A 14,758-nucleotide genomic window follows, 5' to 3' on the forward strand; every position below is an offset into this window, starting at 1 on the left:
TTCGTAATAAATACAAAGGTTTTAGGTCGTCTGCAGCTTGAGTAGACGGCCCAAGCCGCTCCCCCTGAATACATTGGTCGTTGATTGAGAAGGATCAAAACTCGCGTCACTTCTTACCAGCATATTCAATTTGTTATTGGTACCTCAGGTGCGCCGCGCTCAAGCTCATAAGGCCAGCCCAGCAAACCACCTTCAAGGTAAGCAACCTTCTCAAACCCGGCAGCATGCAGGATTCGCACGGCTTCATACCCGCGCAGGCTGATCTTGCAGAAGGGGACGATCAGTTTATCCTTCGGCAACTCTGCAACTTTGGCGCGCAATTTTCCCAACGGAAGCAACGTTGCTCCGGCCATCCGCACTTCGGCGTGCTCGGCGGGTGAGCGGACATCAAGCAGGAGCAGATCCTCGCCGAGATCAAGGCGTTGTTTAAGTTTCAAAGGAGAGAGACTGTCAGCCAGACCATCCAGCTTATTGCGCAGGGCGTTCGCGGCCTGATGCAGCGGATCCATCGCCGCAGAGAAAGGTGGTGCATAGCCGAGATCAACCTGCGCGAGTTGATCGATATCGGCGCCGAAACTTAGTGCGGTAGCGACCACATCAATCCGTTTGGCGACCTCGCCTGGTCCAACAATCTGGGCACCGAGTAATTTGCGACTTTCGCGGTCGATGGTGAGTCGTGTCAGGATAGGTTTTGCGCCACGCATGGAATGGACACGGTCGGGAGAAGGAGCAAAAATACTGACCGGATCAAAGCCACTTTGCGCCGCTTTTTCGGGGGACAATCCAGTGCGACCAACATTCAGGCCGAAGACCTTGACCAACAAGGTCCCGAGAATTCCAGGGAAATGTGCCGGCCGGCCACATATGGCGTCAGCAACGATGCGGCCATGCTTGTTGGCGGTCGAGCCGAGCGGCAAATGCAGCGGTTGGTGATTGAGCAGATGATAACTTTCGACACAATCGCCAGCAGCCCAGATATTCGGGTCGCTGGTTTGCATCTGTTGATTGACCGCAATCGCGCCGCTCGGCCCAATGTTCAGACCTGCTTCCTGGGCGAGTTCGATATTCGGCTTGGCGCCCAGAGCAAGAATCACCAGATCTGCCGGATAGCTGCCAATGGTCGTTGTGACCTTCTGAACTTGGTCGTTCTGACCGCTGATAGTCTGCAGCGCCTCGCCAAGATGCAGCTTGATCCCCGCGTTGCGTAGCACCCGGTGGATATGCTCGGCCATGTCGCTATCGAGAATCCCGAAAAGCACCTGCTCCTGCATCTCCAGCAGGGTCACATCCATACCGCGTGACCCCAGGGCTTCGGCCATTTCAAGCCCGATCAACCCTCCTCCAACAATAACGGCCCGCGCACCAGGTTCAACAAGCTTGGCAATGCTGGCCGCATCATCCATATTTTTTAACGCACAAACCCCCGCCAGATCTCTCCCGGGGAATGGCGGGACCAAAGGGCGGCTCCCGGTCGCCAACACAAGCACGTCATACGACATGCTCTGATAGCGGTCATCATCGAGGAAATGAACCTCTAACTCTTGTTTTTCACGATCGATGCGGACCGCCTCGCAGCGGGTCAAGACCTCAACGTCCTTGACCATCGAAAAGAAGGCCTCATCGCGCACAGTGCCGTTCGCAGTCTGACGCACCTCGTCAAGGTCTTCGATCTCTTCGCTGATCACGTATGGCAGGGCACAGGCCCCATAAGAAAGATGGATTCCGCGTTCGACTACGGTAATCTGGGCCTTGGGATCGAGGCGACGCAGGCGGGAAGCTGATTTCATCCCGGCGGCAACCCCACCAACAATCAGGATTTTGCGCGGTTCTGTGGACATGAGGTTGTAACTCCTTCTTGATATTTTTTTGGTTGAGGGCCATCAGGAGGGTTGAAAGGATTCTGTCGCCGTTGCTGACTCTTCGGTTGGAAGCAAGACTGCATGCCCTTCGAGAAGAGCATCAATCAACTTCTTGCGCCCGCTTACAACCAAACGTTGCACCGTCCCGCGGGAGATTCCCATCCGCTCACCGGCCTGCTGTTGCGTTAAGCAAAGACCGTCACACAGATGCATGGCTTCAATTTCATCATGATTGATAATGGTCTTTTTCAAGTCTTTTAAAGGGGTGCCCGCTGGCTTATAGATCAGCGTGCAGTTTTCTCTCAGCATGCAACAACATGTGCGTGGTTTTTTTGGACGTGGAGACATCAGCGTTTCTCTCGATGCAGCGCCAACCCTGCTTGTCTCTTAACAAGAAAGACAGACAGGAGCATTCCGCAGTTGAGGATTAGTACAATATTCAGGATCATCATGGATCTTTCCCGATTAAGCCAGGGCAGTCGAAACGGTTGCCCTGGCTTTAGGATTAAAATGGATCTGAATTCAATGACGCATTAGTGGTGGCAACCGCCAGCTTCCGCCCCATGACCATGTCCATGAGCGTGACCGCCACAGGTCTGACCAGGAGTTAAAATCGGTAACTCATTCAGGGCAAAGCAGGTGATGTTGTCGGCAATCGTCAGTCCCTGAGCCTGATAGACCATAAGGCCGGCCCGATTGAGCCCCATCAGAGCTCCACCGCCGATGCCACCGACCACGACAGCATCAACATCTTGCCCGCCGAGGGCCTTGAGTGGTTGACAGGCACCGTGAGCATGGTGCTCGTCGCCATTCTTCAGCGCTTTGATTTCGCGGGTTTCAGTATCAACGACAAGAAATTGTGGCGCCGAACCGAAATGCCCATAGACTTCACTTTCCAAACCTTGATTTTCGGCAACCGGGAAACAGATTTTCATGGTGATTCTCCTTGGCTCAAAGGGTAGCGATCGAGTAGATGTGTGTATATGCACAATAATAAGTCCATATATATAAAAGTCAAGATAATATTTACACCTAAAAGATGTGGAAATAGTGTTGGTTGCATTTTCTCGGCTCCGGAGACGATGCGAACGCTGGGGGCTCCGAACCATGGATGTTTTCGATTTACTCGGTGCGCGGCTCAGCTTTGCGGCCGAACCGTCAGAACTGGGCAGGGGGCGGTTTTTACGACGCTCTCGGCGGTACTGCCAAAAATAAAGTGCTCAAAACCCTGGCGTCCGTGAGTTCCCATGACGATCACCGACGCCGTAACCTCCTGCGCCTGTTTGAGAATCTCTTCCTGCGGTATCCCGGTCACGACACGCGCGATCAGATCGGGAAATTGTCCCTGCCATCTGACGCAAAATTCAGACATCCTCTGTTTTGCTCCGACCTCGACTTGCCGATCGATGTCGTCAAAAGAGATGTGCGGGACGTAAAAGCTGCGCAGATCGGTCTGATGGGCGACTACGTGTAGAACAACCAGGCGCGCGTTATAGGTTGTGGCCAGGGACGCGGCATATTCAAACGCCGAGTCGGAAACTTCCGAAAAATCGGTTGCAAAGAGGATGGTCGTCATTTCGTTCATATCCTGTCCTTTCTTACCGGGGGACACGTTAATTGATCCAGCCTGCCATTATGGCGATACCGCTTGATACCGAGACCAACATCCAGAGCGTTATGCCCTGCGCCAGCGGTTTAACACCGGTCCTGCCCAAAACCTCTCTGGTGAGACCGATGCCGATCAGGAACAGAGTCACAACCAGACTCTGTTTGGCTATGTTGTTCAACGGGTGCCAGAGTTGATCAAACTGAGGGAGCAGGGTCCTGACGGCTGCGGCCGCAATAAAGCCGACAATAAAGAGGGGAATTTTTACCTTGCCCTCAGACTTGGTGACCCAGGTCGCAACCAGAGCCGCAGGCATAATCCATAGGGCCCTGGTCAATTTAACAGTGGTCCCGATAGCTAAGGCCAGCCCGCCATAGGCGGCGGCGGCTCCGACCACACTACTCGTGTCATGGATCGCCAAAGCAGCCCAGAGTCCAAACTGCCGTTGTCCCATCCCCAACAGGTGGCCCACGAAAGGAAAAAGGAGCAGAGCAATGGAATTCAGGGTAAATATGGTCGCCAGGGCGACCCCGGTTTCTTCGGGTTCCGCTTTAATGACCGGCGCCATGGCAGCAATGGCGCTGCCGCCGCAGATGGCGGTGCCGAAGGAAATCAGGGTGGAGGTCCGCTGCGGGGTTTTGAATAACCTGCCGAGCAAATACCCTGCGAGCATGGTAAAGCTGATGCTCACGGCGGTATATACAAAGGCCTCTTTGCCGGTTTTAAGCAGCTCCGGCAGGTTCATGCCGAAGCCGAGCCCCACAACTGAAGCTTGTAGCAGCCGCCTGCTCCAGGTCGATGTCGTTGCCGCCCAGGGATTGCCAATTAGAATCCCGAATGAAATTCCGGCCACCAGCGCGATCGGTGCGGTGATCACCGGCCAGCAACAGCCCAGCAGCAGGATCCAGAACAAGACTTTCAAACCAGGATAATTTTTCACAATGGGCTCCTTTGGTTGCAGCGAATGTTGACACTTTAGTCCGATTAGAATATAAATAAAAATGAATAATATTGAACAAAATCATCAATTGGATTTATGGATATGCAACTGACCTTGAGAAAGCTGGAAATTTTTGAAAAGATCGCCGCGACCTCCAGTGTGACCAGGGCCGGCGAAGAACTACTACTCACCCAATCGGCGGTCAGCATGGCCTTGTCGCAGATTGAGCAACTGAGCCCGACGCCCCTGTTTGAACGCTCAGGGAAGAAACTGCTGCTGAACGACAGCGGACGCCTGTTGCTCAAAGACGCACGTGATATCCTGCAGGCGGTCAGACGCCTGGAGCAACAGCTGCAGGGAGAGAGCGGTGAACTGGTTGGAGAGTTGCTGGTCGGAGGGAGTACCACCATCGGGAATTATCTGCTGCCGGCGCTCCTGGGCAGTTTTGCCCGGCAGTTTCCCAAGACCCGGGTCGAATTACGCGTAGGGAACACCCTGCAGGTTGCGGAATGGCTTGAATCCGGTGAGCTTGATATCGCCTTTGTCGAGGGGCCTTGCCACAGCCGGAGGCTGGTTGCAAATCATTGGCGCGATGACGAACTGGTGGTCGTGGCGGGCCCGCACCACTCCTGGGCTGTTGAGAAACATGCTACGCTCGAGATGCTGGCAGCGGCGCCCTGGATCATCCGCGAGCAAGGCTCAGGAACGCGCGAAATCTTTGAAGATGCCATGGAGAAAGCGGGCGTAAAATATACTATTGCCCTGGAATTTGGCCATACAGAAGCCATCAAAAATGGCGTCGCCGCGGGGCTCGGGGTCAGCTGCCTGTCACGTGCGGCCGTCCACCGTGAACTTGAGCACGGCGAGCTGGTTGAAGTGGAGAGTTCCCTGCTGCTCAGGCGTTCGCTCTCCCTGCTCAAGCGGCGTGACACCAGTTATTCGGCGCTGCTGTCGGCCTTTTTAGAGGTCGCCGGGGCCCAGTGACAGGACATCTGTCAATCGCACCAGAGCTCGCGGCACTAACCAAAAGGGGGATTACTCTTCAGCATGTCACCCCGCGGATCAAACCGCCACTGCCGCAACTCAAGCAAGGCCGGGCAGGAGGATGGCCAAGCCGGAAGTCATCATTTGGACACCAATGGCGACAAGCAGCAGCCCCATAACCCGAGTCGCGATGTTCAGTCCGGTAATCCCCATTTTTTTACCAATAGGCGTTGCCAGGCGTAAGGTCTGCCAGACCGTGCAGGCCACAATGACAATTCCAACACTCAATATCAACCGGCCGCTCCAGCCAGCGGCTTGATGTGCATCAACAATCACCAGGCTGATCGCTCCTGGTCCAGCCATGAGTGGGATTGCCAATGGGACAACGCTGATATTCTCTTTGTTGTCCGCTTCTTCGGCCTCGTCCGGGGTATGGCGTACATGACTCTGCTTGGCATGTAACATATTGATCCCCATCAACAGAACCAACAGGCCACCTCCGCAGCTGAACGCGGAGAGACTAATCCCGAAGAAACCCAGAATCATATCTCCAGCCCAGATCGCGACCATGAGAACCACGGCCACGGAGAAAGCGCTGCCGCGTGCAATTCGCTGGCATTCTACGGGGGTGCGGTCGCTACTGAGAGCCAGAAAAATCGGAATGACCCCCAGAGGATTAACGATGGCCAGAACCCCGATCAGCGATTTGACGAAAAGCATGTATTCAGGTGGAAAAATCATGATGGAATATTTACTCCAGTTTGAACCCCTCGTTAAACAGGATCAGGCAGGCATCAACGACTTCAGGGTCATAATAGCCGTCCCGGTGTGTTTTTATCTCGTCCAGGGCAAAATCAATTCCGTTGGCCGGTCGATAGGGTCGATACGAAGCGGCCGCTTCAACGACATCGGCCACGGTCAGGATTCTCGCCTCCGGCAGTATTTCGTCGTCTTTAAGCCCAAAGGGGTAACCGCTGCCATCCCTCCGTTCGTGGTGCTGTTGGACGATGCGGGCAATCGGCCAGGGGAATTCGATCCCTTCCAATATTTCAAAACCTGATTGAGGATGAATTTCAAGGAAGCTGCGCTCGATATCAGAGAGCCAGCCCGATTTACATAAAATCTCAACCGGGATGGAAATCTTGCCGATATCATGAACAATGGCGGCGGTACGAATACCTTTAACCTGCTCCGTCGGCAAACCCATTTTTTCGGCGATGGCACCAGCCAGCCGTGCGACCCGGTGCTGATGACCGGCGGTATAAGGGTCGCGCTTTTCAACCTCAGCGGCCAGGGCATGAATCGTTTCATCAAATATCCGCTGCGATTTCTGCAGGCTCGCGCGCAGTGCTTCTTCCATCCGTTTGCGTTCGCTGATATCTTTGACCACGGCCATCAAACCGAAAATGACCTCAGCTTCGTCCCTCAGGGGCGCCGTGGAAATGCTGATCTCGACTTGCGAACCATCCTTCCTGAGCACGCGCACGTCCATGTCGGTATAAACCTCTCCAGCCAGGGCGCGATCTCGCAACTGCTGGAACTCTGACTCTCGTCCCTCTGGAATAATCGGGTTGGTTCGACCCAATATCTCCTGCTCTACCCAGCCGAACAGCCGCTCGGAGGCTTGGTTCCAGATCAGAATTGAACCCTCTTTATCGACGGCAAAGACCGCCAAAGGGGACCCCTGTAACAAGGCCCAGAGGGTCTGAAGGCCGATTTGCTCAGCCGTCATTCGCCCCGTTCTGGTCGCTTCATGATGCATGCCGGTGAATTCCCCTGTCGCTATTCTGTTCTACTTTGCCTCAGCTAAGCTTAGCGCTTAAGCATTCACTTTGCATCCTTCTTCTCCACGCTGTAGGCAAACATCGGAATATAGATCAGAGTCAAAATGGTGCCGATCAGCAGCCCGCCGATGGCCACATCGGCCAGCGGGGAGAGCCGCTCAAGACCGACCGCCCATTCAAAGGCGATAGGAATCATGCCGGCGATGGTGCCGAAGGCGGTCATAAGAACCGGGCGGAAACGCACCCGCACCGATTCCATGGCGGACTCGATGGGGGATTCCCCCTTTTTGCGGTGTTGTTGATAGAAGTCGATCAGCAGCACCGAGTTTTTGATGATGATGCCGAACAGCAGCATGATGCCGACCAGGCTCGGCATGCAGCTCGGCTTATTAAAGATCAGCATCCCCCAGGAGGCGCCGATCATCGCCAGCGGCAAAACAAGAATCATGACAATCGACATGCGCACTGACTGGTAGATGGCGATCAAGGCCATCAGCAACAGCACCACGCCGATGCCGATCGCCTTGATCATGCGCCTGAAGGTGTCCCCCATCTGTTTCATGTCGCCTTCCTGATGAATTTCCACCCCCGGAAGATTCAAAGTTTTCAGGGCCTTGTCGGTATCTTCGGTCATGGTCGAGATAGCACGTCGGGCGCGATAACCGCTGATATCTACGGAGTAGAGCAGGTTGTTGCGTTCGATCTTGTTGGCGGTCAGACGGTAGCGAATTTTAGCCAATGACTCCAACGGAACCGGTCCTTTAGCGGTCTGGATCGGGATCAGGCGTAAATCCTGAAGGTTTCGGTCAAAGGGCCGATTGAAATAAAGCCGAACAAACTGGCCCTGCATCGTCACCAGATTGCCGCTCATGGTGACCGGGATGCCGGCCAGCGGCAACTGCGCCGCGAGCTGCACCGGGGTGATGCCGTAAGCCAGCGCGCGGTTGGTGTCGACATCAAGTTCCGCTTCGGTGAAGTCCTTGTCCCAGCTGGTGCTGATCGAGGTCAGCCCCTTGACGGTTTTCATCGCCGCAGCCACCTGATGGCTGGCTGCGGGCAACAGGTTGTAATCTTCGGCCAGCAGCTGCACGTTGACCGGGGCCTTGATACTGGAGAGGGGCGTCGCGCCGAAATCGTAAACATCGACCGCTTTAACGTTCTGCAGCTCAGCGAGTTGCTGGCGGATGCGATCCTCCAGCTGCCAGATGCTCGCTTCGCGCTGGAAGCGATCGACGCAGTTGATGGTCATGATCGTTTCGGTCGGCAAGGATCCCGATCCGAGGGAGAGCACGCCCGGCTCACTGCCGAAGCTGACCGAACTCATCTTGACCTCAGGCTGTGCATGCAACCATTTAAGAAAAGGCGCGATCCGCTTTTCCGTGGTCTCGACCGTTTCATTAGCGCTGAATTTAACGTGGGCCTTAATGATGCCGGTATCCATCGGCGGCATCAGGTCGCGTCCGATAACCGGCATGATCCCGCGCACACTCAGGGCCAGCAGCACCACCACCCCCAGAATCATCAGGCTGCGGCGCAGCCGCGAGCGTCCTCCGGCGGAGAACTTCAGGATCGCCAGGTAATGCTTGACCAGACGTCCGAAACTGTTCTGGTAGAGTCGCTCCAGCCAGAGTTCAACCCGGTTTTTTTTGGTTCCATTGCGATAGAGGTAAAAGGAGATCGCCGGGATAAAGGTAATCGAAAGAAAGTAGGAGACCAAGAGCGCGATAATCAAAGTCGAGATCAACGGGCGAAAGATCTGCTGGGGAAAGTCTCCGGCAAACAAAAAGGGGAACATGATGGCGATCGTCGCGACGGTCCCGGCAAACACCGGCGCGATGACCTCTTTGGTCCCCTGAACGATGGCAGTCTGCAAGTCCTCCTTTAACTCGGTCAGATGGCGTTCAATATTCTCCAGAACCACCACCGCATCGTCGACCAGCATCCCCAGGGCGAGAATGATCGCGGTGTAGATGATCAGATTCAACTCACCGCCGAACATCCAGATAATCGCGATGGTGGCAAAAAAGACCATCGGGATCGAGGCCAGCGCCGCCGCCACTGCGCGCAGATTCCCTAGAAACAGCAGGATCACCAGCAAAGTGAAGATGATCGCATCGCGCAGCGCGTCGAGCATGTTGCTGTTAGCGGTCTGGATCAAATTGTGCTGGGTATCGGTGAGTTCAAAATGAACATTCGGGTAACGCGCCTGGAGCTTGGCAATCTCAGCCCGCGCGGCATTGCTGGTGGAGAGCACCGAGCCTCCGGGTGCGCGTTGGATGACCAGGGCGATCGCCTGCTTGCCGTTTCCCAGGTAACCAGAGAAGCGCCGCTGATGTTCCCAGCGGATCGTCGCGATATCGCTCAGCGTCACATTGGGGGCGACCGGCAGACGTCGCAGATCTTCAATCCGGTCGCGCTCGCCGTAGAAAGTCACCGTAAAAAAGGAATCATCCCCCTTGCTGAAGCCGAGGGGAATGTCGCGATCAAGCGTCCGGATTATCCCCGCTATTTTATCCAGGTCGATCCCTTTAGCCTTGGCGGCGAAGGGGTCGACATTGATGTTGATGGCACTTTGGAAGCCGCCGAAGACCTCGACATTGCCAACCTCGGGATTGCGCAGCAGGGCGGGCTTGAAGTCACTGATCGCCAGCTTGCGGATCGTGTCGATATCAACGTTGGCGTTGGCGGGAGAGAGAGCGAAGACATCTACCGGCAGGACGAAAGATCCGGCAGTGTAGATGGAAGGATTCACCCCTTCCGGAAGCTGGCCTCGCACCTTGTTGATGGCATTGTTGACGTCGACCGCTGCGGCGTCGAGCCCTTTTTTGTACTCAAATTCGGCGCTGACGATGGACATCCCGGCGATATTGGTCGAACTGACCTTGCGGATCAGCGCCAGGGTCGAGACCTCCTGCTCCACCGGTTTGGAGACCGTCGCCGCGACCAGGCTGGCGGTCGCCCCCGGCACCTGACTCATGATGATAATGGTCGGCCGATCGCTGTCGGGAAACAGGTTTTTCGGCATGACGATCAGACCGTAGACCCCGAGCACAAAGAGCCCGGCAATCAGGCTGTAGAGCAGGTACGGGCGTTTATGGAAAAACTCAAACATGATCTAGCTCCTGGGGTCAGACGTTTTTGTTGCTGAGAATTTTTACCGGCACACCGGAAGTCGCGCGCAGCAGGATATCCGGTTTGGCGAGGAGCAGCGTTTTTCCGCTCAGATCTTCAGCAACCATGACCCCTTCGCTCCCCCGACGCACAATGGTCACGGTTGTTTTACTGACCTTGCCAGCGGTATAGACCAGCACGCTGGTCTGCCCGCCCGTGGAGAGCAGCACATCGTTGGGCAGCAGCACGCCGTTCCCCGTATAAAGCACCAGCGCAACATTGAGGAATTCTCCTTCAACCAGAGAGCTGCCAAGAGGTAAGGCTGCGCGATATTCACGCAGGCCGCTGCCCCCCGCCTGATTCTTGGCGACCAGGGGAAACTTTTGCTGGTCAAGCAGGATGGCCGAGGCTTTCAGGTCAGAGGGCAATTTGATATCGAGGTAAAGACCATCGGTCGCGGCAATCTTCAGCAGCGCCTTGCCCGGCACCGCCAGATCTCCCGCCATCACCAGCCGGGCACTCAGCGTCCCGTCAGTCGGCGCGGTGATGCGTGTGTAACTGAGTTGGCTATCGAGCTCTTTTTCGCTCTCGCTCAGTTCATTAATGCCGGAACGCAACATGTCAATGCCGCTTTTGGCGCTTTGCAGTTGCGCTTTCAGCTGGGCGATTCCGGTCTCTTCCTGGTTATATTGCTCAATAGAAGCCCCCTTGACATCGAGCAACTCCTTGGTACGGGCATGACTCTCGTTGGCGTTTTGCAGGGCAGTTTGCAAGGCCTTGAGGTTCCCCTGTTTGGCGGCGATATCATAGCCCAGGCTTTCGCCCTTAAGCTGCAGCCCGGCCTTTTTCGCTTTTAATTCACGATCATCAATTTGCACCAGCAGATCCCCTTTTTTGATGGCATCCCCTTCCCGCTTGTAAAGCTTGAGGATCCGCCCACTGACTTTGGTCGACAGGGTGGTCGAGAGATCCGATGAAACGATCCCCATGGCGGGCAGGGTGAGAGTGACTTCCTGAGGTTGAACGCTGATCGACTCGACCATCACCGGCAGGATGCTGGCCACCGGGGCCTTTGCCAGGTTGGCCTTACGCGTTTTCAGCAGGACGATGGCGCTGCCCACGACCAGCAGGATCACCAGAGCTGTAATGAGTTTCTTTTTCATTGAACGACTCCTGTCAGTTCGTCGCCGTAAAGGACAGCCTGTTGGCTGATGATCTGCCAGCGGTCGACGTAGGTTTTATGCAGGTTGGCTTCGGCATCGAGAACCTGGGCTTCAAAACGTAAGTATTCTTCAGTGGTCATGCGCCCACTGCGATAGGCGACCTTGGCGATCTCCAGCAGCCGCCGGTTGTTATCGAGGCTGGTCTGGGCCAACGCCGTTGAGCGATCGATCACCGGCAGTTGCTCACGCAGGGTTTGCGCTTCCACTCTCAGATCGGACCGCAGTTGCGAAAGTATGCGCTGCTCACGCTCTAGCTGGACTTTTGCCTGGTTAATCGAACCACCGAGGCTGCGGTTAAAGAGGGGCAGTGAGACGGAGATGCCGACATAGTTGTAGCTGCGATCGATGGAACTCCCGGTGTTGTAGGCCTCGCCGGCGTTTTCGGAGACAACTCCTTCGAGTTTGACTGACGGATAATGCTGATCCCAGGCTTGTTGCAGCTCCTTTTCGGCGGCAGCGACATTCGCTTGCTGTTGGGTCTGTCGCAAAAAATCGCCGGTGACGACTTCATGCTTAAGAGAAAGTGGGACGAAGTGATGCAGCCTGATACCGGTCAACTGTTCCAATTGACTGGTCAGGGAGATCGCCTGACGCTGCAGATCGTTGCGCTGTTTCTGCAGATCATTCAGGGTGGTTGCGACCTTCAGGATTTCTGATTCTGGAACCCGGCCATTGTTGACCGCCAGTTGCAGGTCGTCACGGGTTTTGGTTAAGGATTCAAGCCGCGAGGCGATGGCCTCCTCAAGATGACTGGTGAAGGCTAATGAGGCATCAAGTGAAACGACAGCCGCCTGCCGTGTGATTAACCTCAACCTGTGCCCGGCCTTACTCGCCTTTTGCAGCTGTTTGACCTTGTCGGCCAGTGAATAGAGACCCTTGACGAAGAGTGGCATCTCCGCTTTCAGGCCATAGCGGGTAATATTTTTAGAAAAGGGGATTGAGTCGCCGGCGGCAATATTGACTTCGGTCGGCGTCATCGGCCGCAGGTTGGTCGGCGAGCTATAGCTGGTGTAACTGCCGAAGGCCGTCAGGGTGGGATACAGTTCGGCGTGGGCCTGCTCCAGGCGAATTTCGGCTGAGCGCACACCTAAGGCGCTGGCCTCGATATCCGGCTGTTTCGCTACGGCTTCGAGCAGGCTGGTGATACTCGGCTCGGCCGCCAGCACCGGAAGCCCCCAGAGCAGCAGCGCAAGTAAAAATGTCAGATATTTTTTCAAAATCATTCTCCTTATTTTTTCCGTTAAGGGCAGTCGCTGTCATAAAGTTCAGGACAGAACCACAGCGGGGCAGGATGAAATCATGATTTCAAATGGAGGGGACAATTCCACCCTGCTCTCTCCCCTGCTGTGGTTCTGTGCTGAACTCTAGTGTCCCGATTGGTTAATTCCATTCATTAATTCTGGTCCTTTTGACCGCCGGCTGTGTTGCGTCTCCTCGGTTTAACTATGCTAGGCCTGCGTCGACACGCCTTGCCGACGGTCAAAATGCCGCAGAATTATCTAAAAGGACTAACCAAACGGGACACTATCCAAACAGTTGCATCCCCATCTTGAGTGCCAGCAGCAACAACAACCCGCCAAGAAACTTCTTGACGGTGACGGGTTTGAGCTTTGCCTGCATGACCCTGGTACCCAGAACTCCGCCGATAAATGCGGCGACCGCGGCCGGGATCATCAACCGTAAATCGGCATACCCCATGACCAGGTAGGCGATGAGGCCGCTCAGCGAGGAAAAGGGCACGACAAAGGCTGTGATGACCGCGACCTTCTTCGGGTTGAAGCCGAGCATGATCATCAAGGGCGCGATCAAACCACCGCCGCCGACCCCGAGCAGACCGGAGAGATATCCGGCGACAGCACCGATCAGCGCTGGGGCGAGAATCGGCCGGTCTTCACGGAACTGACCTTCAAACTTTCCGGCGCGAAAGAAGATCAGTATCAACCCTGAAAAGAGTAGAAACAGGGTAAAAACCGCCAGCACCATCGGCATAGGAATCCAACGGGTTGACCAGGCACCGAGCGGGGCAAGCAGAAACGAACTGATGATGATCGGCACGCCAAGTCGAAAGTCGAGGCGTTTCGCGCGGATATTACTAACGCTCGCACCCGTCATGCTCAGGGTATTCACCAGCAGCCCGGTCGGTTTGGCGATGAGCAGCGGCACCTCCAACCAACTGAGTGCCGGCACCAACGCAATCGCCGAGCCGACCCCGCCGAGGGCGAAGACAAAGCTCAGACCAAAGGCGAACAGCGGGATGATCAGTTGGTTTAATAATTCAGTGTCCATAAGATTCGCTTGGTTAAAATGCCAAATAGACGGTCAAAAAAATTCCCCACAGAGGTGACGACAATTATCAGTGATTCCCGGTCAAACAACTTCCGGCTTCAAATTGCAGTGTGACATGGTTGATGCCGAAGTCATCATGCAGTATCTGCTCAATCTGCACGGCGATCGGTGCCGTCGCGCTCAGCAGCGCATCATCCACCGCGATGTGCGCTTCGAAGTGAATGTCCCGATCATCGACCTGCCACAGGTGGATATGATGCGCGTCACACACCCCGGGTAGTTCTGCCAGTTTTGACTCTAACTCTTCGAGGGTGATGTTCCCCGGGACCTTGAGCATCAACACGTCAACGGCGGTCTGGATAATTTTCCAGCTCTCCCAACCGACATAGATGGCAATCACAATACTTAGCAGCGGATCGATCCAGGTCAGTCCGAACAGCTTGATCGCCAAGGCGCCGAGAATAACTGCGATACTGGATACCGCATCAGACAGCAGATGCAGATAGGCTGAGCGGATATTCAGATTATTCTTCGAACCACGGTGCAGCAGCCAGGTACCGACCAAATTGGCAATCAGCCCGAAACTGGCGACGATCAGCATCAGACCACCATCGACCGGTTGCGGGTGAAGCAGTTTGTCGAATGCTTCGCGCAGCAGATAAATACAGACCGCCAACAGCACCGCTGAATTGATAACCGCCGCCAAAATCTGGGCGCGTTTGAGACCGAAAGTATACTGGCTGGTGCGCGGCTTCATACTCAGGTGCAGCGCGATGTAGCTGATGATAATCGCAATGCCGTCACTGAAATTGTGCAGCGCATCAGAGATCAGCGACAGACTGCCCGAAAGCAGTCCGCCGATGATCTCAATAACGGTGATAGCAAAATTGAGCAGCATGGTCGCCAGCAGGCGCGCGCCGGAAATATTTTCATCTTGATCGTGATGATGGTGACCGGACATGCTG

At 55.2% G+C, this 14,758-nt stretch carries 13 protein-coding genes; 1 reads left to right on the forward strand and 12 read right to left on the reverse strand.

Annotated elements, in window-relative coordinates; genetic code table 11:
* Positions 1-125 precede the first annotated feature (125 nt).
* The 5 genes from D888_RS0111480 to D888_RS0111500 all read right to left on the reverse strand — a co-directional run bounded on the left by D888_RS0111480 (position 126) and on the right by D888_RS0111500 (position 4,405).
* On the reverse strand, positions 126-1,838 hold the full coding sequence (locus tag D888_RS0111480) for an FAD-dependent oxidoreductase (RefSeq protein WP_020676702.1): 1,713 nt from the start codon (positions 1,836-1,838) through the stop codon (positions 126-128).
* A 42-nt stretch (positions 1,839-1,880) separates the two neighbouring features.
* Entirely contained in the window at positions 1,881-2,207 is a 327-nt protein-coding gene (locus tag D888_RS0111485; RefSeq protein WP_033423246.1) for a DUF134 domain-containing protein, read from the reverse strand.
* A 185-nt stretch (positions 2,208-2,392) separates the two neighbouring features.
* Positions 2,393-2,794, reverse strand: coding sequence for a NifB/NifX family molybdenum-iron cluster-binding protein (locus tag D888_RS0111490; RefSeq protein ID WP_020676704.1), 402 nt, complete (start codon positions 2,792-2,794; stop codon positions 2,393-2,395).
* 203 nt (positions 2,795-2,997) lie between these two features.
* Positions 2,998-3,444 carry a universal stress protein gene (locus D888_RS0111495; protein WP_020676705.1) on the reverse strand — a complete coding sequence of 149 codons (447 nt, stop codon included), beginning with the start codon at positions 3,442-3,444 and terminating at the stop codon, positions 2,998-3,000.
* A gap of 28 nt (positions 3,445-3,472) precedes the next feature.
* Positions 3,473-4,405 carry a YeiH family protein gene (locus D888_RS0111500; protein WP_020676706.1) on the reverse strand — a complete coding sequence of 311 codons (933 nt, stop codon included), beginning with the start codon at positions 4,403-4,405 and terminating at the stop codon, positions 3,473-3,475.
* Between the two features lie 102 nt (positions 4,406-4,507).
* Between D888_RS0111500 and D888_RS0111505 the strand changes: the two genes are divergently transcribed.
* On the forward strand, positions 4,508-5,389 hold the full coding sequence (locus D888_RS0111505; protein ID WP_020676707.1) for a LysR substrate-binding domain-containing protein: 882 nt from the start codon (positions 4,508-4,510) through the stop codon (positions 5,387-5,389).
* A gap of 99 nt (positions 5,390-5,488) precedes the next feature.
* Here D888_RS0111505 and D888_RS0111510 read toward each other — a convergent pair whose 3' ends face one another.
* The 7 genes from D888_RS0111510 to D888_RS0111540 all read right to left on the reverse strand — a co-directional run bounded on the left by D888_RS0111510 (position 5,489) and on the right by D888_RS0111540 (position 14,754).
* On the reverse strand, positions 5,489-6,130 hold the full coding sequence (locus D888_RS0111510) for a MarC family protein (protein ID WP_020676708.1): 642 nt from the start codon (positions 6,128-6,130) through the stop codon (positions 5,489-5,491).
* Positions 6,131-6,140: 10 nt separating this feature from the next.
* The gene (locus tag D888_RS0111515) at positions 6,141-7,151 is read right to left on the reverse strand and encodes an HD-GYP domain-containing protein (protein WP_020676709.1); all 1,011 of its coding nucleotides are present in this window, start codon (positions 7,149-7,151) and stop codon (positions 6,141-6,143) included.
* Positions 7,152-7,216: 65 nt separating this feature from the next.
* Complete coding sequence (locus D888_RS0111520; protein WP_020676710.1) at positions 7,217-10,285, reverse strand: efflux RND transporter permease subunit; 3,069 nt, start codon at positions 10,283-10,285, stop codon at positions 7,217-7,219.
* A gap of 16 nt (positions 10,286-10,301) precedes the next feature.
* A complete protein-coding gene (locus D888_RS0111525) occupies positions 10,302-11,447 on the reverse strand; it encodes an efflux RND transporter periplasmic adaptor subunit (RefSeq protein ID WP_020676711.1) in 1,146 nt (381 codons plus the stop codon).
* Positions 11,444-12,724: a TolC family protein gene (locus D888_RS0111530; RefSeq protein WP_169513282.1), complete on the reverse strand. Its 1,281-nt coding sequence runs from the start codon at positions 12,722-12,724 to the stop codon at positions 11,444-11,446. The genes D888_RS0111525 and D888_RS0111530 overlap by 4 nt, the downstream gene beginning before the upstream one ends.
* 307 nt (positions 12,725-13,031) lie before the next feature.
* Complete coding sequence (locus D888_RS0111535; RefSeq protein WP_020676713.1) at positions 13,032-13,793, reverse strand: sulfite exporter TauE/SafE family protein; 762 nt, start codon at positions 13,791-13,793, stop codon at positions 13,032-13,034.
* Between the two features lie 67 nt (positions 13,794-13,860).
* On the reverse strand, positions 13,861-14,754 hold the full coding sequence (locus D888_RS0111540) for a cation diffusion facilitator family transporter (RefSeq protein ID WP_020676714.1): 894 nt from the start codon (positions 14,752-14,754) through the stop codon (positions 13,861-13,863).
* Between the last annotated feature and the right edge of the window lie 4 nt (positions 14,755-14,758).

Source organism: Geopsychrobacter electrodiphilus DSM 16401, assembly GCF_000384395.1.
GTDB classification, from domain to species: Bacteria; Desulfobacterota; Desulfuromonadia; order Desulfuromonadales; family Geopsychrobacteraceae; genus Geopsychrobacter; species Geopsychrobacter electrodiphilus.

Bases quoted from the DNA above. Each gene is read 5' to 3' on its own strand.
- D888_RS0111480 (WP_020676702.1), bottom strand. From the start codon at position 1,838: ATGTCCACAGAACCGCGCAAAATCCTGATTGTTGGTGGGGTTGCCGCC.
- D888_RS0111485 (WP_033423246.1), bottom strand. From the start codon at position 2,207: ATGTCTCCACGTCCAAAAAAACCACGCACATGTTGTTGCATGCTGAGA.
- D888_RS0111490 (WP_020676704.1), bottom strand. From the start codon at position 2,794: ATGAAAATCTGTTTCCCGGTTGCCGAAAATCAAGGTTTGGAAAGTGAA.
- D888_RS0111495 (WP_020676705.1), bottom strand. From the start codon at position 3,444: ATGAACGAAATGACGACCATCCTCTTTGCAACCGATTTTTCGGAAGTT.
- D888_RS0111505 (WP_020676707.1), top strand. From the start codon at position 4,508: ATGCAACTGACCTTGAGAAAGCTGGAAATTTTTGAAAAGATCGCCGCG.
- D888_RS0111510 (WP_020676708.1), bottom strand. From the start codon at position 6,130: ATGATTTTTCCACCTGAATACATGCTTTTCGTCAAATCGCTGATCGGG.
- D888_RS0111515 (WP_020676709.1), bottom strand. From the start codon at position 7,151: ATGCATCATGAAGCGACCAGAACGGGGCGAATGACGGCTGAGCAAATC.
- D888_RS0111520 (WP_020676710.1), bottom strand. From the start codon at position 10,285: ATGTTTGAGTTTTTCCATAAACGCCCGTACCTGCTCTACAGCCTGATT.
- D888_RS0111525 (WP_020676711.1), bottom strand. From the start codon at position 11,447: ATGAAAAAGAAACTCATTACAGCTCTGGTGATCCTGCTGGTCGTGGGC.
- D888_RS0111535 (WP_020676713.1), bottom strand. From the start codon at position 13,793: ATGGACACTGAATTATTAAACCAACTGATCATCCCGCTGTTCGCCTTT.
- D888_RS0111540 (WP_020676714.1), bottom strand. From the start codon at position 14,754: ATGTCCGGTCACCATCATCACGATCAAGATGAAAATATTTCCGGCGCG.